The 24,789-nt window shown below is 42.7% G+C and carries 16 protein-coding genes; 7 read left to right on the plus strand and 9 right to left on the minus strand.

The annotated features are described in order from the left end of the window. Positions 1-454 precede the first annotated feature (454 nt). Positions 455-3,565 (plus strand): right-handed parallel beta-helix repeat-containing protein, encoded by a 3,111-nt coding sequence (locus tag PV02_RS10015; RefSeq protein ID WP_256623270.1) that lies wholly within the window; start codon positions 455-457, stop codon positions 3,563-3,565. Positions 3,566-4,360: 795 nt separating this feature from the next. Continuing rightward, positions 4,361-6,799 carry a right-handed parallel beta-helix repeat-containing protein gene (locus PV02_RS10020; RefSeq protein ID WP_256623271.1) on the plus strand — a complete coding sequence of 813 codons (2,439 nt, stop codon included), beginning with the start codon at positions 4,361-4,363 and terminating at the stop codon, positions 6,797-6,799. 131 nt (positions 6,800-6,930) lie between these two features. Here PV02_RS10020 and PV02_RS10025 read toward each other — a convergent pair whose 3' ends face one another. Together PV02_RS10025 and PV02_RS10030 are read right to left on the minus strand one after the other, a co-directional pair. Next, complete coding sequence (locus tag PV02_RS10025; RefSeq protein ID WP_256623272.1) at positions 6,931-8,484, minus strand: glycosyltransferase family 2 protein; 1,554 nt, start codon at positions 8,482-8,484, stop codon at positions 6,931-6,933. 515 nt (positions 8,485-8,999) lie between these two features. Further along, positions 9,000-9,917 (minus strand): DUF1616 domain-containing protein, encoded by a 918-nt coding sequence (locus tag PV02_RS10030; RefSeq protein WP_256623273.1) that lies wholly within the window; start codon positions 9,915-9,917, stop codon positions 9,000-9,002. 266 nt (positions 9,918-10,183) lie between these two features. On the opposite strand from PV02_RS10030, the gene PV02_RS10035 reads away from it, so the two are divergent. The 3 genes from PV02_RS10035 (at position 10,184) to PV02_RS10045 (ending at position 13,499) form a co-directional block, all read left to right on the plus strand. Further along, complete coding sequence (locus tag PV02_RS10035) at positions 10,184-11,056, plus strand: hypothetical protein (protein WP_256623274.1); 873 nt, start codon at positions 10,184-10,186, stop codon at positions 11,054-11,056. A gap of 317 nt (positions 11,057-11,373) precedes the next feature. Then, the gene (locus tag PV02_RS10040; protein ID WP_256623275.1) at positions 11,374-12,336 is read left to right on the plus strand and encodes an NAD-dependent epimerase/dehydratase family protein; all 963 of its coding nucleotides are present in this window, start codon (positions 11,374-11,376) and stop codon (positions 12,334-12,336) included. Between the two features lie 236 nt (positions 12,337-12,572). Then, positions 12,573-13,499, plus strand: coding sequence for a prenyltransferase (locus PV02_RS10045; RefSeq protein WP_256623276.1), 927 nt, complete (start codon positions 12,573-12,575; stop codon positions 13,497-13,499). Between the two features lie 43 nt (positions 13,500-13,542). Here the strand turns inward: PV02_RS10045 and PV02_RS10050 are convergent, their stop codons facing one another. After that, positions 13,543-14,880 carry a right-handed parallel beta-helix repeat-containing protein gene (locus PV02_RS10050; RefSeq protein ID WP_256623277.1) on the minus strand — a complete coding sequence of 446 codons (1,338 nt, stop codon included), beginning with the start codon at positions 14,878-14,880 and terminating at the stop codon, positions 13,543-13,545. 548 nt (positions 14,881-15,428) lie between these two features. Between PV02_RS10050 and PV02_RS10055 the strand changes: the two genes are divergently transcribed. Both PV02_RS10055 and PV02_RS10060 read left to right on the plus strand, forming a co-directional pair. Then, complete coding sequence (locus PV02_RS10055) at positions 15,429-16,463, plus strand: PEF-CTERM sorting domain-containing protein (RefSeq protein WP_256623278.1); 1,035 nt, start codon at positions 15,429-15,431, stop codon at positions 16,461-16,463. Between the two features lie 671 nt (positions 16,464-17,134). Next, positions 17,135-17,437, plus strand: a complete 303-nt coding sequence (locus PV02_RS10060) for a DUF2769 domain-containing protein (protein ID WP_256623279.1) — start codon at positions 17,135-17,137, stop codon at positions 17,435-17,437. 80 nt (positions 17,438-17,517) lie between these two features. On the opposite strand, the gene PV02_RS10065 is transcribed toward PV02_RS10060, so the two are convergent. From PV02_RS10065 to PV02_RS10090, 6 genes are all read right to left on the minus strand, one after another. Further along, positions 17,518-17,640, minus strand: coding sequence for a hypothetical protein (locus PV02_RS10065; protein WP_256623280.1), 123 nt, complete (start codon positions 17,638-17,640; stop codon positions 17,518-17,520). Positions 17,641-18,338: 698 nt separating this feature from the next. Continuing rightward, entirely contained in the window at positions 18,339-19,193 is an 855-nt protein-coding gene (locus PV02_RS10070; protein ID WP_256623281.1) for an IS5 family transposase, read from the minus strand. Between the two features lie 400 nt (positions 19,194-19,593). Then, positions 19,594-20,877 carry an oligosaccharide flippase family protein gene (locus tag PV02_RS10075; RefSeq protein WP_256623282.1) on the minus strand — a complete coding sequence of 428 codons (1,284 nt, stop codon included), beginning with the start codon at positions 20,875-20,877 and terminating at the stop codon, positions 19,594-19,596. 77 nt (positions 20,878-20,954) lie between these two features. Then, positions 20,955-22,385 carry a hypothetical protein gene (locus PV02_RS10080; protein ID WP_256623283.1) on the minus strand — a complete coding sequence of 477 codons (1,431 nt, stop codon included), beginning with the start codon at positions 22,383-22,385 and terminating at the stop codon, positions 20,955-20,957. 143 nt (positions 22,386-22,528) lie between these two features. Next, positions 22,529-23,686: a glycosyltransferase family 4 protein gene (locus PV02_RS10085; RefSeq protein ID WP_256623284.1), complete on the minus strand. Its 1,158-nt coding sequence runs from the start codon at positions 23,684-23,686 to the stop codon at positions 22,529-22,531. Next, complete coding sequence (locus tag PV02_RS10090; protein WP_256623285.1) at positions 23,673-24,788, minus strand: glycosyltransferase family 4 protein; 1,116 nt, start codon at positions 24,786-24,788, stop codon at positions 23,673-23,675. Before PV02_RS10090 ends, PV02_RS10085 begins: the two co-directional genes overlap by 14 nt. Position 24,789 lies beyond the last annotated feature (1 nt).

Here is a 24,789-nt window from a genome sequence, read left to right on the forward strand (position 1 = left end):
CTTTTATGCTGCACACCAATCCGTAATTCCCTTGGGATTTCACCACATTACAGATATTCTTTTCGAATCAGAGAAATTCCGATCAATTCCCAATATAGACAGATTCACATTGTTTCCAATGTTGATACATAGATAATATAAATAAAGTTTAATTTTTGCCAGAGTACTGCACGATAGCTATTCCAATTTGGATATATCACGCGTAGCAGGCTGGAAAGCACACTTGATTTACTTTTTGAATCTGACAGAGTATTTATACTTTCAAGAATACTTACGATTAGCCTGTCACAATATATCACGAAAGATACCAGTTTGTTCTGCAAAACGGAAATACATGCGTAATTTTTGCATTCCTGATGCCGAACAGGCAAGATCCTGCGTGGAAATATTGCACACAGGTTGACCTGAACAATATAAAACCCTATTTGTGAAAAACAGATTTCAGAGGTCAAAAATGTATGTTAAAAGAAAAACAATAGGCCTTTTATTGGCTTTTTTAGTCCTTAATATAAGTTTAGGGGCAGCGCTCTCTTCAGCAGCCGTCGGCGACGGCTCAACAGAGGTGAACTACTCAGTAAGCATATCTAAAGACGCCGGCATTACGCGGGTACAGACAATCGACGGCAAGATCCTATACAGCGGCACCAACGATGTACAGGCCTTTAATACCGCGGTCAATGCTATCAGTAAAGGTACTATTCTTGTCAATCAGGGAACGTACAATATCGCCACTCCCGTTGCGCTCAAGTCTAATATTGAACTTGTAGGAAAGAATGCAATAATAAAGGGATACAACGTATTTACGATAACCAGTGCGACAAACGTCACAGTAAGGGGTTTCGAGTTCAGTAACCCTACTGCAACATATACTGCAATTGCTTCCAGCAGAGGCTTTATCAACATCGTCAACAGCAACAACTGTCTGATAGAGGGGAACACCTTCCGTAACTTCAGGGATTACGGAGTCTACGTAGGAGTCAGTTCCACATCCCACTACAACAGGAACATAAGCATAAAGAATAACAGCTTCCTTGATTATGGTTATGCTGGCGTGATGATCGGTAAGCAGTCCAACTACATATATGTGGAGGATAACACCTTCAAGAACATCAATATGAGGAAGGTCAACGCCAATGCATACGGGATAGCAGTTGCCAAGGGAAGCAATTCCTACAAACACTCAGAATATATCTATATCAGGAACAACTGGATAGAGAACTCTCCCGTATGGGAAGGTATCGACAGCCATGGTGCAAACCATGTTTATATCCAGGATAATACAGTCATCAACTGTAAGGTGCCCATAGCGGTCTCCTACCAGACCAATGAAGGCACATATCCTTTGCCAGTTCACACCATAGTCATTACCGGAAATTATGTAAAGGGGAACATGAACGCCCCTGAGAAGCAGCACTCCGGCATACACGTACTTGGTGCACGCAACTACGCAAAACCATATACAAACGTGACTGTATCGGGCAACACTGTCGTCGATGTCAACAGCTGGCTTGTCAGCGATGACGGAGGAATTGTTCTCAGGGATGTTGACGGGGTCGTCGTCGACAACAATCTCATTACCGGCGTGGGCGGAACAGGCATTAACCTGAACAATGTGAACAATGCGCTGGTGCAGAACAATGATGTCAAGAACCTGAAGAAGATATCAGGCTCAACGATGGGTGTCAAAATGTCACCTGTTGCAAGGAGCTTTACCGCCACAATAAAGAACAACAAGTTTGACAGCACTGTGAACTATCATGGATATTCTTACCCGAAGAGTAGTAACGTCTATACCGTGACCCTGGTCAACCAGGTACAGTCAAAGTTCACAGGCGCTCTGAGGCTTAATGTTCAGACAGACTCAAATGCCATTACGTCACCCTACACCCCACCACTTACACCACCACAGCCTGGCGCCGTAAATGAGGATACATCAGATAACACTGATAACACTGATCTCACCAACTCATGGATAGGCATTTCCAAGAACGCCGGCACCACTGTTGTCAAGACAGAGGATGGTACCGTAGTGTACAGTGGAAGCAATGACGTTGAAGCTGTCAAAGCTGCCCTGAACAACGCATATCAGGGAACTATAGTTTTCGAGGAGGGAACCTATGCTATAAGCTCGGCTATTGCTCTCAATTCAGACACGGAACTGGTAGGGAACAATGCTGTGCTCAGTGGATACAATATATTCACCATAAAGGATGAAACAAACATCACCATAAGAGGATTCGAGTTCAGTAACCCTGACGAGGAGTACCTCGGACGTGCCGGGAACAACGGACTCCTTGATATCCAGAACAGCGAGAACATCACTGTCCGGGACAACACCTTCCGCAACTTCAGGGACTTCGGCATATACCTTGCCACCCGCACAACATCCGATCACAACAAGCAGATCACTGTAAGGGACAACCAGTTCCTTGATTACGGTTATTGTGGAATTATGATCGGCAAGCAGGCAAGCAATGTAACTGTTGAGGACAACCTGTTCAGGAACATCAATGTAAGGGCCATGTACCCGAACTCCTACGGAGTGGCGGTCATGAAATCAAGCAGCGCATATGAGTATTCCGAGTATGTGTATATCCGTGGGAACACTATCGAGAACAACCCCGTATCAGAGGGTATCGACAGTCACGGAGCTAACAACCTCTACATTGAGAACAACACCATCAGGGATACCAGGATACCCATCATCCTTATCCACGTCAACGATGATGATAACTATCCTGAGGCACTGCATAATCTCTCAGTGACCGGAAACTCCGTTATAGGAAACCTCAGCCTTGACAAACAGGATGCAGGTATCTATATCTTCGGAGGCATCAGCAAGGACGGAACCGTCGTTCAGCCTTACCAGGCAGTGAAGGTCTCCGGTAACAACATTACTGATGTCAATAACTGGCTTCTCAATGAAGGCGGAGCCATCATGCTGCGTAACACAGACGGAGCTGTCATTGAGAACAATGAGATCTCCGGGGCAGGCGTCGCAGGTATCAACCTGGATAATGCGGACAATGTCGTCATGCAGAACAACTCCGTCAGTAGCATGAGAGATATCTCAGGCTCCTCCACCATTGGAGTAAAGTTGCTGGCAAACGGTACGGACTTCAATGCAACCCTCATAAGCAACACCTTCGACAGCTCCGTGGCTTACCATGCCCGTGCAGAGAGCGAGTCCGGAAATGTCTATGAAGTGAGCGTAAGGGACCAGGATACATCCATGTTCGATAACTCGAACGATGGCATGAGACTGGTGGTTCCGGAGGATACTGAACCTTCAGAATCTTCAGTGGAGGGGCCGGTAGCAAATGCAGGAGGCAGGTTAACTGATGACGGGAACACCGTGGTGTTCTATGGAGGCGAATCCTCCGACAGTTATGGAATAGTCAGCTATTCATGGGACTTTGATGCATCCAACGGCATCCAGAAGGATGCCACCGGCATGAAGGTCACACATACTTTCGAGGAACCCGGCAATTATGTTGTCACCCTTACAGTGACAAACATGAAGGGGCAGATAAGCACGGACACTATAACAGTGATCGTGAAGTAAAGACTTAAGACAATAACCCGGATGGCGTGTCTGCGAACGCGGCCCGCCACCTATCTATTTTTCACGCACTCTTTTAGCCTTCCTGATGCCCCTGTAAGCATCCGGGGAATATGCCCCGTGTCGCCCATAAGGCACTCACCGACCACCCAGCTAAAGGTCTACTGATCCATCCTTAGACGGCATCTGTCTGCATATGGCTGATCCTGGTGCTGCCAGCGCCTTTTTCATGCCTGCTTTCATCCAACCGGGGGTCGCTGGAAGTCCGTATATGAGTTAGAGATGATATGGGGCCTGCTTCCATATATAAAAGGAGGATACTACTTACATAATATGCAAGAGAGGTCTCCATGACCCATTTCCTCATCAAAGTACCTGTATCAGGCTATATCCGTGGAACTGTCCTAAGAATAACTGAAACGTCCTGCTGTCAGGTACCATATAAAATAAAAGCCGGGAATCTCCTTAAAATGGCTTCGGAACAACACAAGAGTTTTTTTGGGTCTGCCAGACTATTTATACTTTAAGCAAAGTCTACGAAGAGCCCGTCACAATATGTTCATACTAATCACATATTGTTCTGCGTGGGCAGGGATCTCCCCACGGATATTTCCCCATATCCGGATCCTTGTCCCTTGCAGGACATGCTGATAGAAGTATACTGGCAGGTAAATGACCTAGTAGCTTAAAGAAAAGCCCGAACTAGCGCAAATAAACACGTTTAAGAGGTCAAAAATGGCTATCAGATGGAAAACCACCACAAACCTTTTAATGGTTATATTGTTCCTTAACTTAAGTTTGGGGGCAACAGCTTCTGCTGCTGTTCTTACGGACAGTCCTGCAGAGCTCAACGAATCAATAAGCATATCTAAAGACGCCGGCACTATTAGTGTCCAGATGACTGATGGAAAGGTCATATACACCGGAACCAATGACGTGGAGGCCGTAAAAGCTGCGGTCAATGCAATCGATGAAGGTGTGATCCTGTTCAACCCCGGAACATACTCCATCAGCTCACCTGTGGAACTGAAGTCCAACATCGAACTTGTTGGAGATAATGCAGTTCTGCAAGGATACATCGTATTCACGATAACCGGCAAGACAGATGTCACAATAAGAGGATTCGAATTCACAAATCCTACTGCATCCTACACTGCAGTTGCCGCGACCAAGGGCCTTATTGACATCACCAACAGCGAGAACCTTGTAATAGAGGACAATACGTTCCGCAATTTCAGGGATTACGGCATCAACATTGCAGTAGGCTCAACTTCCCACTCCAACGAGAATATAAGCATCAGGAACAATGAGTTCCTTGATTATGGTTACGCCGGAGTGATGATATGGAAACAGTCCAATTACATATATGTGGAGGATAACACCTTCAAGAACATCAATGTAAAGAAAGTGAATGCAAACGCATATGGCATTGCACTTGCAAAGGGAAGCAATTCATACAAGCACTCTGAGTACATATACATCAGGAACAACCATATCGAGAACAACCCCGTGTGGGAAGGTATCGACAGCCACGGTGCGAACAACGTGTACATCCAGAACAATACAGTCATCAACTGTAAGGTGCCCATAGCAGCCTCCTACCAGACAAGCGAGGGCACATATCCCCTGCCACTGCACACCATAGTCATTACCGGGAACTATGTCAAAGGGAACATGAACTCCCCCGACAAACAGCACTCCGGCATACATGTGCTCGGTGCACGCAACAATGCGGGACCGCACATGAATGTGACCATCTCCGACAACATCATAGAGGATGTCAACAGCTGGCTTGTCAGCGATGACGGAGGCATAGTGCTCAGGGATGTTGACGGAGGCACCATTAACAACAACACCATAACCGGCGTGGGCGGAACAGGCATCAACCTGAACAATGCCAACAACCTGGTGCTTGAAGACAATAAGGTCACTAACATCAAGAGAATATCAGGCTCCACATTAGGTGTTGAGATGATACCTGTTGCAAAGGACTTCAGTGTCACCATGAAGAACAATGAGTTCGACGCCTCTGTGGACTATGATGCGTTCTCAACCCCTGGCTACGGCCACACCTATGCTGTAAGCGTGGAGGGACAGGACACATCAAAGTTCGCTACTTCCAATGGAGCACTGAAAGTAACGACCCTGAACGAAGCTCAGAATACCGCCCCTGCGGTGAACAATGCTGGTGTCACAGACTCCAGCATCTCTATTTCTAAGAAAGGAACTACAACCACTGTCCTTACGGGTAGCGGGGAGACCGTATATATCGGGAACGCCGACACCGACGCACTAAAGGCTGCAGTCGATGCTGTGGAAAGTAACGGAACAATCACTTTTGAGAACGGGACCTATTCTGTAAGCTCACCCATAGCCCTTAAGTCAGATATCAGTCTCATAGGCAATGACGCCATCGTTACCGGATACACCATATTTACAATAACCGACCAGAACAATGTCACCATAGAAGGTCTCGAGTTCAGCAACCCTGATGAGGAGTACCTGGACCGTGCCGGGAACAATGGGCTCATCTACATCCAGAACAGCAGCAATGCCTTTATCCGGGAGAACACCCTGCGCAATTTCAGGGACTTCGGAATATACCTAGGGACCAGCTCCGCATCAGACAGCAACCAGAACATAACCATTGAGGATAACCGGTTCCTTGACTACGGCTATGCCGGTGTGATGATAGGCAAAGGAGCCAGCAATGTGACCGTTGAGGACAATACCTTAAGGAACATCAATGTCAATGGAACGAATTCAAATGCTTATGGCATTGCGGTGATGAAGGGAAGCAGTACCTACCCATATTCAGATCAGGTTTACATCCGCAACAATACCATTGAGAACAACCCGGCCGGCGAGGCTATCGACAGTCACGGAGCCAACTACCTCTACGTTGAGAACAACACCATCAGAGATACCAGGACACCTATGTTCTTAGCCCATATCAATGACGACGACAGGTATCCCGTACCACTGCATCACCTGACCGTAACAGGCAACACGATCGAAGGGAACTTTGATGCAGAGCAGCCTGCAGGCATCCATATTCTCGGCGGTGCGAAGGCCTCGGACAGCGTGACAAAGCCATACATGAACGTAACTGTATCAGGCAACACTCTTGCAGATACCGCTGACTGGAATAACGGAGAAGAAAAAGCAATATTACTGGAAAACGTTGATGCCCCTGTAATTGAGAACAATGTGTTCTCCGGCGCAGACGGCAAGTAAATCCTAAATACCGATATCACTTTGTGCCCACCTTGCATTAAGGCCGGATATTGGAAAATATAATTAAAAACGGACCCTGCGACCTATAAAATAGATAACAAGGGTCCTCTTATTTTGCAGTTGTCCCACGATCACAGGTTGGTGCCCATTGTCTTGTAACACTCCCTCATGTCAAAGAGCATTGCAAAAAGGATCATCTGAAGTCCTGCGATGAAGAACAATGCACCTACAAGCGGCAGGCTGGCAGGCACAGGCCATCCGGTAAGCAGTCCTGAGAGCAATATATACAATCCGGTGAGCACTCCCACAGGCAGGAATAGCATCCCGAACACGTAGAAGAAGATCAGCGGATGGAAACTCATTACTGAGTATTTGACCTTGAGGCGCCACAGGAATTTCCTGAAGAGCATGACAGATACCTTGGACATGTATCTCCCGTACTTTATGCTGGACTTCTCTTCACCATAGTGTGCAGGCATTGTGACGTCAAGGGTCCTGAACCCGAAAGTGTTGAGCTTGACAAGCATATCGTTGCAATAGCCGTAATAAGTGTAAAGGCTGTCAATACCGATATTGGACAGCGCATGCTTGGAGATGGCAGTATAGCCGTTCTGCGGATCCATTATATGCCAGTATCCGCTCCCGATCTTCGTGACAAGGCTAAGCATGTTGTTACCCAGCAATCGCCAGGAGCTCATGCCGCAGCGAAACTCGTCACAGCTTAAGCGGTTACCTTTGGTATAATCGGCCTTGCCTTCGATGATGGGCATCAGCAGGCCGGGCAGGTGCGCTGGATTCATCTGGTTGTCCCCTCCCATCACCACCACAATATCCATGTCCTCCTGAAGGGCACGTTTATAGCCGTGCTTTATTGCGGCACCCACGCCCTGGTTCTGCTCATGTGTAATGACAAACAGCCTCGGATCATTGATAGAGCCCAGCACCTCTGCGGTCCTGTCCGTACTGGCATCGTTGATCACATATATCCTTTTTATATAAGCCGGAATGCCCCCTATAGTTGTGCGTATCAGTTTCTCTTCATTATATGCAGGCACTACCACTCCGATCTTGTACTTATAGAAAGCATCGGTGTTCCTTTCATGAACCTTCCTGACATTCACTTCCTTCAGCTTGAAGCCTGCATTCAGTGCATCCTTTACAAGACAGAGCTCCTCAGGAAGGCTATCCTCGGTGAAGGTAAGAGCTGCCGTGGAAAGCGACGAGAAGGCTGTAAAACCGATGTTTTCCGAGAGATACTTAGAGAGATACTTTCCATCAGAATCAAGATAAGGAGCAGCATCAATGAGGGACTGCAGATCACGGTTAAGTCCCGCACCGGGGTAATCGTTATAACCTACGACCGCATCCGCCTCGCTCCACATGACCGGAGTGATAAGCTTTGGGATGGCATCCGGGTCATACAGGTCATCCGCATTGATTATTATGACAGGACCATTCCCGAACTGCTGCGAATATTTGAAGGCTGTCCTGAGTGTTTCCATTTTACCTTTGTGTTCATTATGCTTTACTACGTGTGCATCCATTTTCTCAGCTATGTATGCAGTGGAATCTGTACTTCCGTCATCCACAACTACTATATTGTCAACATATAGGCCTGCCTTTTTGATGACGTCATGTATATTGGCCTCGTCGTTATAGGCAGGGATTATACCTGTAACTCCCATTTGTACTCCCCCGTTAGTATCATAGAAAGTATTCAAGCCCCCTTGAATACTGGCTCCGGAAGTAGACAGAGATATGGCAACTGCTCTCCAGTACCTATGCTTTCCAGTCCACTCCAATATACAAACATTGCTCTACACTTATAAGATTATCGTGTGGTAACGACGAAAAGAATTCTTCCGGGGCAAATTAACTAAGTTTGAGCTGGTTTCCAATAAGGAATATAAGCTTAGTATTAATTTTTATGAGCATATCCAGTAAAGATTCCTGAAAGTTTCAGGAAAATCTGGCCGCATTTTCCCCGGGATCAGGCCAATATGATGCGGCACGCCGACAAAAAGCTCTTTTCGATAATTAATCTCATTTTTACTTTTTATTGCTCAGAATGTGCACTCAGAATGCGCGCAACTAAGGGATATTATTCTGAAATATGGACAGTAAGTATCTTACTTTCCACTGCACTCAGGAACCAGATGTAAAAACAGCGAAACAAACCAACAGTACGTTTCCCGTATCCTCATACAGCCGCCGGCATTTCCTGCCCGGTCAGGTTATCAGCCTCCATGACACTTATCCACAGGTGAAGATCCCTGTAGGGCTCACTCATATTGTCCTCCCTGTAGAGCAGGTACTGCAGCTTCATGTCGCTTCCTGTCACCGGGGGGGCAAAGGACAGCGCTTGCTCCCAGGTGGAGTTATGCCCGAGAGATATATGCCGGTAGTTTTCCGGGACCTCCATTGACTCGTTATCCAGCCTTATCTCCAGGGAATAGTTGACCGGTTGGTACTCATGGTTGACAACACCGACTATAACATCAACGCTTTCACCCAACACAAGACGGGTCCTGTAATTGTCCGCCATTCCCCCCGGACCTAATATGTAAAATTCCGTGAACCTTTCACCCTGTTTGGGGGTCACTACCACGTATACCAGAGTCACAGCAGACAACAGGATAGAAACAACAAGCACTATGCTGAGAATGAGGTCAAGCCCGGACCGGCGCTCTGTGGCTAGCTCGTCACGAAGGGATGCATACATCTTCCCGAAAGGAACGCAAAAAGCGTTCTCTCCAAGCCCTTTGCGGCGGGTGATGGCTATGAGGGACATGCCGAGAGTGAACACCGATATTGATACCAGTACGGGAACAAGCCGTATGCCCCAGGGGGTGTAATTGAGGCCGAGACCCAGGAGGGGTACGACTGCTATGCTCAGGCCAAAGCTCAGGGCGATGCGCTCTATGCCGTCAAGGTCATCCTTTGCAGGGAAAAGGGCAGCGATCAGTGCATATCCCGGAAGGAAGAGCACCAGCGGAAGCCCAAGTACTGTACGGATGGGACTGTTACTGAGGAAAGGGAGAAGTATGAAGAGGTCTGTCACCAGGACAAGTACCATGACAATTCTCAGGTCTGCGGGGAAGGAGGGATTCGGTCTCATGTTCCTTTTTACACCAGCCGGCAATGTTCATCTAGCCCAGGAAATAAAAATACTTCCGGATACGGCAAAATGTTGTTAATGCAACTCAAATAATAAGAGTTTTGTGCATTCATCATTTATTGCATCTTGTGTCATGACAATTAATTTGAAGAAGCGTCTTTTTATTAAGGTAAATTAATAAAAGATTTTGGATATACAGGAAGTTTTAAATAAAACTGAAATTAATACAAAAGATACTCAACTGATATGTCAAAAGAGGGGTTGTTGTGAAACAACAAAAAGCATCACGATCTATCTATCCGGGCCACTCACTGAAACTCTGTGGCATATTATCATGTTCGATTTTGATAGCCTTGCTCCTGATCTCTGCAGCCAGCGCCAGCACTACCATAAGCAGTGTGACGCCTGCCAATCCGGCAGTCGGCGATGAGATAGTCATCAAGGGTTACGGCACTCCAGACAGTGTACTGAACGCCTACACTTCCTTTACGGTGGAAGTGCCTGTCAGGGAGGGCAAATACGAGTATGAGCTCAAGAACATCAAAGTACCTGCCGGAACCGACACTTTCTCAGTCGATGCCGAAAAGGTGACATTGCTGAAAGTAGAGGTCAAGAAGTTAGGAATACCCTATTCACGTTCAGCCATAGCGGACAGTGCAGGGCTTGCAAGCATCTCGCAGTCATATGTGTTGCCCTTCACATATAAGGTGGCCATAACCGGAGAGGCGACGGAAGCAGAAGTGAACCTGACCCTCAAAGGCTTATCAAAGGTCAGGACTGATTCGACCGGTTACTTCGAGTGCTCCTATAAGACCAACGGCGTACCGGCCGGCCTTTTCGTTGTCGATATAGACGGGGAGATCATCGAGATAGAACTCCGTGAAAAGAAGGCTGAGAAAGAGAAGAGATCGGGTAAGACAGGCACTGAGCTGACAATAGTGCAGGCATCGGAGCTTGGCAAGCGTTCCGAGTTACAGGCACCTGAAGAGGATGCAGGACCGGAGGACACCGAAGAGGAGCTTGCCGCACCCCAGGAGAACATACAGCCTGTAGAAGGGAATGTGTCCTTGCTGGAAGCACAGCCAAAACCCGGCCCATTTCAAAGCATTGTCAACTGGCTGAAGGGTCTGTTCAAGTAACCCTTTAACCTTAACCTTATTTTCACAGCCTTCGGAGAGTTTCTTGGCTCTCGGCATTCCTTCACCAGAGAACCATGTTCCGGATACAGACCTGATCCCAAAGGACATCGGAGCTTTACCCTGATGATGCCGTTAAAACTATATACAGTACAGATGCATATTATATTTTAGCATATATAAAATAATGACAATGCATCTTGCCTTCTCTTTAAAAGAGAGTAGAAGAGGACCTTCAGGCAGAGCGGGAAACTGGATGCATCATTGTGGCCAGGAGCCATAGAGGCAGAATTAAATAGATGGCAGGGGAGTTAAAAACAATGTCATATAACCAGTTAATGAACAGGAAAATACTTATCACAGGCGGAGCAGGGTTTATCGGCAGCCACCTGACAGACCTCATGGTTAAAAAAGGGAATGAAGTCACTGTTTTTGACAATATGACCTCGGGAAGTCTCGGGTTCATAGACGAGCATCTTGGCAATGACGGTTTCAATTTCATTGAGGGCGATCTCCTTGATACTGAAGAGCTTGCCAGGGCCTGTGAGAATGTGGACCTCATATTACATGTCGCCGCAAACCCGGACGTAAGACTGGGAGCAACGGATACGGAAGTGCATTTTGAACAGAACATCACAGCTACCTACAACGTCCTGGAAGCCATGCGCCTGAAGGGGATCAGGGATATTGCTTTCACTTCCACATCGACTGTGTATGGAGAGGCATCCATCATTCCCACGCCGGAGAACTACGGCCCGCTTATCCCGATCTCACTCTACGGGGCTTCCAAGCTGGCCTGCGAGGCCCTGATAACCTCATATTCACATACATTTGACATGAGGTCGTGGATATTCCGCTTTGCCAATATCATCGGTCCCAGAAGCACCCATGGCATCATAGTGGATTTTATCGAGAAACTTAAGCACGATCCAACACAGCTGGAGATACTGGGTGACGGCATGCAGTCCAAATCATACCTCCATGTGAAGCATTGTGCTGATGCCATGGATTTTGCCATTGAGAACAGCTCCGAGGACGTAAACATATTCAATATCGGCTCAGAGGACACCACCACCCCTACACGCATCGGGGAGATAGTGGTAAAAGAGATGGGCCTGGAAAATGTGGATTTCAGCTACACCGGCGGAAAACGCGGCTGGAAAGGCGATGTACCTAAGATGATGCTGTCCGTGGATAAAATTAAGGAGCTTGGATGGAAGCCGGAGTGGGGCTCTGAGAAGTGTGTGAGGGAAACCGTGCGCTCCCTGCTAAAAGGCGATTGAAGGGCATTGTCCTATAGGAAGCCGTCCCTTTTTTCCTCGGCCTTCCGAATGAACGGAAGGTGTGGTCAGGACAGCACTTTGTTCAGAACAGGGAAGCCACCATGTGTTCTTATAGTAAAGACCGAATACATATAACCGGGCAATTATTGGTAAAGATATCCGCATACTGACCTTTATACGCCCCTCAGGTGAATATCTTGCGCCTCTGATACTTTTCGCATATTGCTGAGGTTACCATGGCTGACGAGCGTCCAGGTATTTTCGAGATGATACGCGCCTACGGGCTCCTTGCCATGCTGGCACCACTGACTATAAGCACTTCTGTTGCTGTGATCGCAACAGGAGAACTTGACCCCTTGGGCCTCTTCTTTGCAGCCGTTCTCGGTTTCAGCATGCATGTCTCCATGAACATCTATAACGATATATATGATACCAAACAGGGTTGCGATACCCTGGACTCCGGGAAGAGCATATTCAGCGGCGGATCCGCGGTGATGGTGAGAGATCCCGGACTCGAGGAAAGGATGTTCACAATAGCCAGGGGCGGTCTTGTCGTGGGTTTCCTGGGAGCGCTGGGGCTTATCCACAACAGGCCGGATATGTGGCCGATCTTTATCTTTATTTTTGTCACAGCCGCCTTCCTGAGCAAGTATTATACTGCAGAGCCATTCAAGCTGGCATACAGGGGCCTGGGTGAGATCGCAGTATGGGCAGGTTTCGGACCCTTCGCAATACTGCTGTATGCCGCCGCTCAGGGCATTCCCTTCCACCCGCTGGTGGTTCCTATAATGCCTGTCACTGGCTTGAGCACGCTTATATTCGCCTGGGGCGGAGAGATGACAGACATGCCCTACGATGAAAAGGCAGGAAAGCGCGGGCTTGTCCTCAGGATGGGGCTCCGGAAGAGTATATATGGCCTTCTTATCCTGCATCTGTTGCTCATAGCCAATGTTCTTCTTGCTGCTTACCTGTTTGCCGGGGGCTGGATACTGCTTCCGGCACTCATACCCTACCTGCTGCTCCTGCCCGGCGTATTCACCTTGCTGGAAAAGGGGCTGGAAAGCCGGGAAAAGCTCTACGAGGGAACAAGGCTGAACTTCTTCAGCTTCGTGTTATTCTCGGTGTCGATAATGGCAGGGTTCCTCGCTATGGCCCTGCTCTAAAATAACGGGTTACGGGTCCTTGTTCCCGGTAGTTGCCAGCACCCTAGAAGACACAGTTATCCGTGCTATCCACCTTATTATCCCTTATGTCTATGCTGTAAATGTCCTTTACATTGGATACGCTCACACTGCATATCGGCTTGGATATCTTCACAAGGTTGCGGATATCATTCTCATATACCAGGACATCGTTAGCGCCAGCCAGGTTGACCCCGGTACCTCCTACGTTCGAGATAGTGTTGTTGTATACCTGAGCACCTTCTACATGCATCAGCACTATTCCCCCGTCATTGGATTGCAGCCAGTTGTTCACATCGGTGATGATGTTATCGGATATGATAACATCCCTGTATGGCTGGATGAGCCCTCCCGGACCGCGCCCCCCTATCACATAGATGCCTGAATCCTGCAGTGATGCGCTCATGTTCCCTTTGATGTAGTTCCCCTTGATGGTGACATTATGTACGGGTTCAGGATAGAGATTGTCACCGTTTATCTGGGCCACCGATATTGGGATCCTGCAGTCCGTTATGGTGTTGTCAAGGATGTAGACATGGTTTGCACCATGGCTGTCGATACCTTCCCATCTGGGGTTGTTCTCCAGGGTATTATTGCGGATATAGATATACTCGGAATAGCTGTATACCGTGCTGCCTTTTGCAAGGGCCACCCCATAAGAGTTGGGGTTCACCTTCTTTGCATTCATGTTCCTGAACAGGTTGTCATCCACATATATATTACTGGCCTGCTTTCCTATCATGATCCCGCAGTAGCCGTAATCGAGGAACTGGTTGCCCTTGATGATAATATCACTGTTATGGTGCTGCAGGGACCGTGTGGAAAGGTATAGCCCGTAAGCACTGTAATTGCGGAATGTGTTATCCAGTATTTGGCAGTTCCTGCTGTTCGTTATCTCCACGATGCTATTGGTGCCTGAGTGGCGGCCATAGCTCTCATCCGGGTCACTGAAATCGAATCCCTTTATCACGACATCCGAAGCATCACTTATCCTGAATATCCTGTACCCGATGAGAGAGCAATCGTTGCCTATCAGTGTGATATCCGATCCGAGGCCTATCGGCGAGGTGACATTATAGGTTCCCTTCTCGAACAGGATCACGCCCTTACCAACCGAATCAACTGCCACCCTGATTGCCTTTTCGTCGTCGTTTCCCTCGTACAGGACCGCCCCGGTGCTGTTCTGTATCACAGTGACCGTCTTGTCTTTCGTGATGACTATATCAGGCACCTCATCCCTGTCCTGGATAAGCTGCACATAGGCTAGATAGAGCATTATAAGGACTGCAATCACCAGAAGAGGATAAAAGATCTTTCCTGCCGAACGGATCCTGCCGGAAAAGGCTGTTTCATTCATTCTCATAGTAGTGCTCTGCGGATTTTTGTCGTTGTATCCGTTTTTGCATCATGACCCGTTTTAAGGTATAGGAATAATGGTCCTTATGATTTATTACCTTGGTGCTGTTCTCTCAGGTAATGGCCCCGGGGTATGTCCGGGGTATGCACATGAAGATCCGTATCTCAAACATTGAACTGTGACGAACTTCACGGAGGGTTGTAAAGCCGGCGATCAGCCCCTCCCGGAGGATCATTGGCGCTGGTGCTCATGTACAGTCCTGTCACTGCGATGGCTATCAGTGCCATATGAGAAAACGGCAGGCATAGCGTCGATATAAACATAAATGAGCATATTTTTGCTTTCTCTGCCCGGCAGCGAAGGAAAGAGCCGCCTGCGCCTGGACGCCTGTCCCCTTCGCCATGAGATCCCATCTTTCCGATCCACCAAGTGCATTTGAATTTTTCACTTGCAAGAGAGGCTATTTAGAAAACTTGATATATTAAGTAATTATAGTGCCTTGAATAATTTCAGTGGTACCTATGATGAAATATATATTATTATCGTTATTATTATTGATATCCTCTCTTGCCACACCTGCCTCAGCATTTGCAGGCGGCGATGGTTCAGCAGATGATCCGTATCAGATCTCGAATGTCTATGAGCTGCAGGCAATGAGCAACGGCCTGGATGCACATTATGTGTTAATTAATGATATTAACGCATATGAAACTATAAACTGGGATGATGGTGCCGGGTTTGAACCGATAGGTGATCGTGAAAGCCCATTCAATGGTGTCTTTAATGGTCAGAACTATAAAATTACCGGATTGTATGTCAGTTTCGGTGACGGATTATTTGGTACTATAGGCCAGAGTGCATTAATAAAGAATATAAGACTGATCGGGATTCATATATGGAATGGAAGTTCTGCGCTTGCTGGACGGAATGACGGGACCATAGATAATGCATATGTAACCGGAGGTATTGGTTTTGATTCTTTGAGCGGTCTTACTAATGCTGCCGGATTCGTCTATACCAATTCCGGTGTAATAACGAACTCATATGCAGGTGTATGCATCATTACTGAGGAATCTGCTACGGGATTTGTTAGATTCAACAGCGGCACAATAAGTAATTCATACGCAACCGGAGGTCTTTCCGGGGGTCGTTCAGTGACAGGGTTTACGACCGGAGGCACAATAATCAACTCGTATTCCAATGCTTATGTTGAAACGGGAGGATACGATGATGCTTATGAGTATTTCTTTTTTTCATCCGATAATGTAACAAGCTCATACTGGAATGCCGGTAAAACCACACTGCAAATTACCGGTGGCCAAGGCCGTACTGCCGCAGAAATGACATATCCTCATGCACTCAATACGTATGTCGGCTGGGATTTCGAGAATGTCTGGGCAATCGACAAGAATGTCAATGGAGGATACCCCTACCTGCAAGTTCAGGCAGACATGATGCCACGTGATGACAAGGGCGGTGTTGATGATTGCGACGACAGGAGTGATGAGATCCCCGAGTTCCCCACGATCGCACTGCCAATAGCAGCAACCCTGGGATTTGCGTTCTTCTTCCAGCGCAGGAAAGAGTAAGCTCACAACTTACTCCTGACCTTTACTTTTTTGCATAGACTCATTCAGATCATGGAACATCAAATGGAACGGAGCACTGCTCTGTAAAAGCAAGAAGTTCTATGACCGGAGGAAGATGCGATCAAAGCTATCAGCCCGGATCCTGCAAATTATGCCGCTTCTGGAAAAGATGTGAGCGTGCCAATATACCCCTGATATAGGTATAATTGCCTTTAGAAGGTCATCCATACTACTGTTCTTATCCTCTTAAGAATTGCTGACGCAATAAGCAAATTGCTTTTATCTGAAGGCTTACTGTCTTATGAGTTGAGCTTCTTTCAGGTTTAATATTTAGTTGATGGATTCTCCAAGGTATGTGCCTTTTACGGGAACAATGCCTGCTTCGTTAGCTTTGTGTTGGCTGTGCATTCTTTTTCACGGCAGTGAAGGAACGCGGCGGCTGTGGCGGATGGCCCTGTTCCCGTGAGCTATAAATAAGCTCCTTCAGAGCCTGCATATGGTAAAAGAATTAACAGAAAATGGATCACAAGGGCATAACGATCCCTATGCTGTCACATAAGCTCGCTTTCAGGACTGCCTCAGGGAAACGACAGCACTAAATAAAGCGCTGCGCATATTTCCTATACAGCATTAGATATCATAATGCAAATGACAGTGCCAGGGGGTACGCTATGGGGAAAGTGGAGAAGAGTATTGACAATATACACAAATGCCTGTGCAGGAAATGCCCGACCTACAGGACAGCATACGAGCAGAAGTCCAAGCCGGAGGACATGACAAGAATGATAGAGGGCGATACCTCGGATGCCGGGAGCCTGGAGGGGGTTTTCTGCGCTTCAGGAAAAAGCCGCTTCATTGAAGAGAGGAAAGGATGCATATGCGGGAGCTGCCAGGTCTATAAGGAGAACGGCCTGAGCAGTGGCTATTACTGCCTTGAGGGAACTGAGGAGGAACAAAGGAAGTCAGGTCCCTGAGTAAAGGCATTGATCTGTCGAGACCTTTGGTTTTGCAGCAAGGACGCAGTGTGCCGCCTGCGGCGGGGCTGCGTCTGTCCCTATTCGCCGAGCCATTCTTCCCGGAATATCTGAGCCTGCTTTAGAATCCTCTGAAGCGGGTCTGCGCTTACCCTGTCCTTGCGGGGATCCGGCATTGTCAGGACAAGATCACCTTTTATCATGAACGGATCTCTTCCGCCGGATAAGGAGCCTCAAACCCGAATTCTCTTAATCGTTTTACAAGATCTCTCCAGCTAACGGGAACCAACTTAGACAAGTGCTACTTTCCCGGAGCCTTCAGTCTGCATCGGATCTTTATATTTCTCCTCTTTGCAGCAGAGACGATGTTTTGCTTTTTTGCTGTAAGAACGGCGACCTGAAATACATTTAAAAGTTCGCCCCAACGCCCCCAGTCTTACCTCTTTACGCCAGGCAGAGTTCCAGCCACCATTATTCTCTCCACTTATATATATCTCCGTAAATTATCCTTCAATCATTTTCATAAAACTTAAATATGTTCACTGAGTCTCTACACCAGTGAAAAAACCTTACAGGCCATCCCGCGATGCCCTGAACAAAAAACCGGTGCGATAAAAATGCTTCATATCCCATTCCCAGACATTTTCTTTTTCGGGGGTGCCCACCCCTGAAGCTGGCCATCGTGATAGGCACAAGGCCCGAGATCATCAAGATGAGCCCGGTGATAAGGGAGTGCGAGAGGCTGTTTTAACCCAATTTTTGATTTTATCTTTTATAGTAATTAAAGGAAACTTACAATTTTCTGTATCCATATATTATTTCAATAAAACCCAGCTTATATAGCATAATTTTCTTGGATTACTTATGCAATATATACATAAGTGCGAGTTTCCGTATACAGCTACGCTGCATTAACAAATTTTGGCTCTGTAGAAATCCTCGTTTGAATTGAATAGACAACTTTGGCATGCATGCCAAGGTTGTGCACTATCAGTTTAATTTTAATCTCTTTCACCTGATTCCAGTACTTCCTGGACTTGATCTCTTCTCCATATTTTCGTTTAAGGACTGAAAATGCTGTTTCAACCAAGTTTCTTCTATGATAGAGTTCATCATCAAACTCAAATATCATTTTTCTCCGGTAATATCCTTTTATCCTCTTTCTCTTCCTCTGTCTTAGAGGGATTATAGCTACTGCATGCAATTGTTCTCTTGTTAGTGAATGTATGGCTTCTGAATCGTAGCCCTTATCCATCACATAGTAGTTTGATCTTCTAGTTTGATGACATTGTTTAATCAATGTCATTGCATGTTTTGCATCATGAACAGGTTTACCTGATATCTTAAAACCGGTAATGACCAACTTCTCCGTATCAACAGAAATGCTGGTTTTCAAGAATGATCTACGTTTCTTTCCTGTTCTGAATGAATAATAGTAGCTACAGTGTCCACTGGTAAATCCACTTGAATCAATAGCAGTAACTTCTATTCTCTCTCCATGTGAATAGAACAGGTCAATTGTTTGTTTCAATAATCCATTGAAGTAAACAGACTTAATTCTTTGAGTGAATTTATGCAATGTAGTATAATGTGGAACCTTTTTTAGCCCAATTTTCTTCTGTACCTTATCCATCACTTCAACAAGTTCAACAGTACTTCTATAGTCAACATCAAGGTACTCTTTCAGTAAAACAAGTGTCAGAAGCTGATGTTGAGTATAAGTCCTCTTGGAATACTTACAACTGTATATCTGCAAATGTGAGTTTCCTGATACAGCTAGCGCTGTATCAACAAACTTTAAGTACTTGTTAGTCTACCATCAAATCGAAGATTTAATGGGAATTCTAGGTCACAAACACAGAATGAAAACAAATCACCACCTGTATGTTTTAGTCGTAACTAACACTTTCGGTTTAATCATTTTAAATCACCATGTGATTTTTAGCAGGAAATAGGTTTTAAAGCTATTCTTCTTATATCTTATAACGGTATAAATAATTATTCATTAATGATTTTAAAATTAAAATAGTGTCATATAATTATTTGGATGCTAATTTGGAAATTGATATCTAAGAATGATAGTTTTTAGGAGACTAAGCAGTGAATGTCATCTTATCCATAGGTAAAATAGTGGATTATATACATTTTGCCTTACTTTAAAGTAGTGACTCAAGATTTACTTTAAATCTAATAATAATGATGAAGATACCTATACAATAAGCTAGTGCTGTTGCTCCTATTGCACCAAGTAAACCAAACATCGGAATTAAAATTATATCAAGTAATATATTGGCCACAGCTATACTTCCAGTTCCTAACATTGTTAATTTAACACCTTTAATACCTACCGAATTAAATATCCATGTATATAGATTATAACAGGAAAATATAGCTGCTGTTATTGCAAAAAGCAACACAAGAGACAATTTCAATTGATAATCTTGTCCATACAAATTAATAATCAGATATTCAGATATTAATGAGAATAGGAATCCAAAAATAAGTAAATATGGCATAAAATAATTTAATCTTTGTAATATTACAGATTTATTTTCATATTTTGACATTACTGGAAATAGAACAGTCACTAAAATTCCAGAAATTAGAGCAATTATACTTATTGACGAACGATAATAAGCAGTATATAATCCAACATCAGATACTAGCATATATTTATTAATTAATATTTTATCTATATTAGTATATAGAATATATGATATATTACTAAAAACACTAAAAGTCCCATAGTGAAATAGTGTTTTCGCCCATTTGAGATCGAATTTAAAACGTAAAAGTTTATAAGTGGACAATAAAGTTAATAGAATTACAGAGGCATATGATAAGTATAAGCAAGTTATAATTGATAAAACAGACAGACTATTAAAATGCATAAATATTAACGCAGATGACAGTAGTACTAAACCATATAATAGTTTTGAAATTGAAAGCATATTCATTTTATGAAGACTTTGAAGCGTGTTTGTAGTTAAAGAATGCAATATATATAAAATCGAAAAAATAATGGATAAATAATAGATGTAAGGAGGAACAGAAAATATACTTCTGATAATATCTGCTAGAAGTATATAAAATATTAGAGAAAGACATGAAAGTATAAAAACAAGAATATATGAAGTAGATACAATTTTTTGCTGCCGAGGGAAATCAAGTTTTTCTGAATTGTATTTTACCATTGCAGTATTAACACCTAATAACATTGGAGGACACAAAAACATTGCAATGGAGTCTATTAGGGTGATTTGTCCATATCCTTCTGGACCAAGCATTCTTCCTACCAAAATATTAAAGATAACTATAAGGAAACTACCTATAACTGTCCCAACGCCAACATGGATAATATTTTTTAAAATCTCAAAGCCATCATTGCTCAATCTATCATGAAACAGATACCCATAGATACTACTTATTAAATATTTCATGTTTTACCTTTAGACATTTTTCTCAGCCAGATTACATACTCGTGACTCTCACCATTAAGTGTAATATAAACACTTTTTTAGAGATTAATTGTATTTGGCTGATAAATCTCAAAACTTTGAGTTTGATATATTTTATTTAAGCCTACATTATTTCTCAATAATGAATATTTATCATTTAAGGGTTCGAAATACATCCATGTAGGCGGGCCTACTTGCAAAGGATAGGATTTATTTTTAACATTTACAAGTAAAAAGTCAAAATCAAAGAATAAATTATCATCTAGTCCCAATATATTAGCATAACGTTCATTAGTATATTGAATAAATAAAAATTGATCGTACCTAGTAAATTGTTTTGCAAAATATAATTTTGTAAATCCATATGTTCGATGATCCATAAGAATAGAACAGTTTATATTAGTATTGAATTCCAAATGAGAAATTAACATTTTAGATTCTTCTTCACCCGAAAGTTTATATCCCTCATTGAATTCTAATATAAATAGGTAATGAAAAACTCCTAAAATCATCAAAATTATAATTATATAATGGGATGATTTTTCAAAGTGTGCCTTCAATAAATATGATGATATTAAGGGGTATATCAAAGTCAGATATCTTGTAACGAATAATCCTAATGATGCATATAGAACAAAATCAACAATGAAAGGCACCATTAAAGATGTAAAGAATATATTATTTATTTTCTCTGTTAAAAGTATGTTCCTTCTTGATAACAGGTTATAAGATAATATGAATATTGCAGGCAAAAGACTAATTATATGATAGAGAATATTAACTACTTTTAAAGGCATTGGAGTGCTGAGAACATACTCAAATTCTGCGTATGTAGATTGTGGATTCAAAATTGAGTTTATCACATTGCCAAGTGTATTTACTAAAATAGTAGCACCTATTTCTCGATAAAGAAGCTGGTCGTAAAATTTAGGGTTATAAGCTAAGAAAATAACAATACATAAAATTAATAAATTAAAGGAAGAAAATGTTGCAGAGTTTGCATTCGAATGTTGGTTGTTACAAATAATCTGCAATAAAAAGTACAATATTGTCGAAATACAAATAAAACTTAATGCCCACATTTCGACAGGTGGTCCATAGAACTTAATAGTAATGTACAATAAAATTGTTATTAAAGCAAGAATGGATTTATTTTTTGTTTCTGTCAGATACTTATAATACGTGCATATAAACAAAAAAAGTAAAGCTTCTGCAAGATTATACTCTACAAAATGATAGTTTAAGGCAAATGTGTATAAGAAGATAGATAAAGTAAGAATAAGACTGTACTTACTATTAAAAAATATTCTTGTTAATACTAGTAGTGAAAATAAACCAATAATTTGTATAATAGGTATATAAATTGCATCGATAATATCTAGACCTGTTAAAATACTGATTATGGAAAGCAAACTTGGAGCAAATGGAAAAGAATTATTGCCTTCAATTACGCTTAATTCCAATTGAATATTTAATACTAAGTTTCCCAAACGTTCATAAAGAAAGCCAGATGATATGGTCCTATTAGTATATAAGTAGATGGAATTAATTAGAAATAATAAACTGCATAAAATTATACTCAGCATTAAATTTACATTCTTTCTTTCCCACATCGTTGCTCCGTCCAATCAATTTAGAATTTTATATTGGATTTTTGACTTTCATGAATAGAATTGAGGGTTTTCTCAAACACGTTGACTGAATTTTCATACGAAAACTCATTTTCGACAAAATTACTTGCATTTTTTATTATTTGTTCAATGTTTGGATAATTAAATGCATTTATTATATTTTCGGCTATACATTTTGAGGAGTTTTCTTCCATTATGAACCCTGTACTATTGTGCTTAACAATATCAAGTGTTGCTCCTATAGGAGTAGTTAATACTGGCGTACCACATGCCATTGCTTCGAGAACAACATTTGGAAGACCTTCAGAATATGACGGTAAAACAAGTAATTTCATTAGATTTAAGTAATTAGGAAGATCGTTGTAATGTACCCATCCAATTAAATTGACATATTCATTTAGTTGATGTTCATCCAAATAAGATTTTATTTCATTTTTTAACTTTCCATCTCCCACGATTAATATCCGTATCTTTTTATTCCACAATATGAGATCTGGAATTGCTTGCATTAGATTTAAAATCCCTTTTTCTTCACTTAACCGACCAACATAACCAACAATGTCAATTCTGTCGGAATATTTACGAGTAATAGTAAAAGTATCAAAATCAAGGAAGTGTTCATGCGCAATTAATATTTTTTTTCTATATGCGCTTAAGCCCCATTCACTTATTAAATTGCTAGAGTAAACAATTATATTTGTTGATAATTTTAAATTTATTGATTCCAATATCTTTACTACTGGATAAAAAGGATCATTTGAGTATTTGAGAGCTTTTGAAGAACCAGGCAGCATTAGAATTATCTTCTTACCTAATATTTTTGCAGTAAACACAGGGAATAATAAAGTTCCCGACCCATGGAAAAAAATCCATGTATTGGCTTTCTTTGCTATTTTAAGGAATATGAATGAGATTTTTATTTGTAAAAATATGTATCCTAATATCTTTGCCAATTTATTGTCAACCTTATTATAAGTTATTGAATAAGTATCTGCGTTTTTGTTATCTTGTAAAAGATCACTCCCTGCATTTCCCGTAATAAAATATATATGACTTGAAATATCTGATAGTATTTTTGTTAAATTGAACAATTGTTTTTTATTGGGTATAGCTATGGGAGAGCTAATTAAGCCAATGATCAAATCTTTATTTTTGTTCATCAGAATACACCATAGATTCAATAACCTGTAAATACCTTTCACTTACAACTTTCCAATCTAAAATGCTTTTTGCATAGGCTCTTGCATTGTTTGCATAAGAGACGCAGTCATTTGAAATAAATGATGTAATTATATCTTCTGCAGTTTCAATATTATCAAAATCAACAACTAGGCCTGCTTTTATTTCTTCTATAAATTTGAGGTTTGGAATATCAGATACAATGCAAGGCAATCCTGAAGAGAGTGCTTCGGCAACAGTTAAAGTGGGCTCACCACCTTCATAACTGGAAGTAATTATGAAAAAATCAGAACATGAATATAAAGAAGGCAATTCTGTATCTTGAACAAAACCAAGAAATATAACATTAGGTATAGTGTTAACTGCTACATAGTTTATTAATGAGTCATACAATTTTCCTTTCCCTGCAATTGCTAATGTATACTTTTCAGAAATTGTTTGTTGTACTTGATTAAATGTATCAATCATTAAGAATGGCCTCTTATGATCAACCAACCTTCCTACAGAAAGGATTACTTTTGAATTTATGGGAAGACCGAATTTCTCTTTAATCTGCTCCTTAAAGTTTAGTGGCTTGAATACTGCCGTGTCAACTCCATTCAAAATGTGTTTAACAGGTTTATTGTGAGATAATATAATTTCTAATTCACTACATGTTTTAGAACTAACACCAGTAAAAATGGATTGTTTAAACCGATTTAAACAGTATTTCTCCAAGGCATAACAAAGTTTATAATAATATGTTGGAGAAATATTTTCATTCATGAAACCATAAGCAGTAGAATGTACAGTAATTACACAATTTTTGAAGGGAATACTGCCAAGGAATAATGGATAATGTAACCAAACAGCATCATATTCATAAACTTTATTTTTAAAATATTTCTTCACTTTAAACCAAAAATAGAGTAAACCCAGACGTCCATATCCTTTTAATGATTTGATTTCAATATCAGGACCAGTAGGTGAACAAATTATACACTCTACACCCATTTTTTTAAGCTGCTCTACTACATTGAATGCAACGTTAGCAATTCCTGATCCAAATGGATGATATTCAGTAGTACATACTAATAATTTCACA

This window comes from Methanolobus chelungpuianus, assembly GCF_024500045.1.
Lineage (GTDB): Archaea > Halobacteriota > Methanosarcinia > Methanosarcinales > Methanosarcinaceae > Methanolobus > Methanolobus chelungpuianus.

Bases quoted from the DNA above. Each gene is read 5' to 3' on its own strand.
- PV02_RS10015 (WP_256623270.1), top strand. From the start codon at position 455: ATGTATGTTAAAAGAAAAACAATAGGCCTTTTATTGGCTTTTTTAGTC.
- PV02_RS10025 (WP_256623272.1), bottom strand. From the start codon at position 8,484: ATGGGAGTTACAGGTATAATCCCTGCCTATAACGACGAGGCCAATATA.
- PV02_RS10030 (WP_256623273.1), bottom strand. From the start codon at position 9,917: ATGAGACCGAATCCCTCCTTCCCCGCAGACCTGAGAATTGTCATGGTA.
- PV02_RS10040 (WP_256623275.1), top strand. From the start codon at position 11,374: ATGTCATATAACCAGTTAATGAACAGGAAAATACTTATCACAGGCGGA.
- PV02_RS10045 (WP_256623276.1), top strand. From the start codon at position 12,573: ATGGCTGACGAGCGTCCAGGTATTTTCGAGATGATACGCGCCTACGGG.
- PV02_RS10050 (WP_256623277.1), bottom strand. From the start codon at position 14,880: ATGAGAATGAATGAAACAGCCTTTTCCGGCAGGATCCGTTCGGCAGGA.
- PV02_RS10060 (WP_256623279.1), top strand. From the start codon at position 17,135: ATGGGGAAAGTGGAGAAGAGTATTGACAATATACACAAATGCCTGTGC.
- PV02_RS10065 (WP_256623280.1), bottom strand. From the start codon at position 17,640: ATGATAAAAGGTGATCTTGTCCTGACAATGCCGGATCCCCGCAAGGAC.
- PV02_RS10075 (WP_256623282.1), bottom strand. From the start codon at position 20,877: ATGAAATATTTAATAAGTAGTATCTATGGGTATCTGTTTCATGATAGA.
- PV02_RS10085 (WP_256623284.1), bottom strand. From the start codon at position 23,686: ATGAACAAAAATAAAGATTTGATCATTGGCTTAATTAGCTCTCCCATA.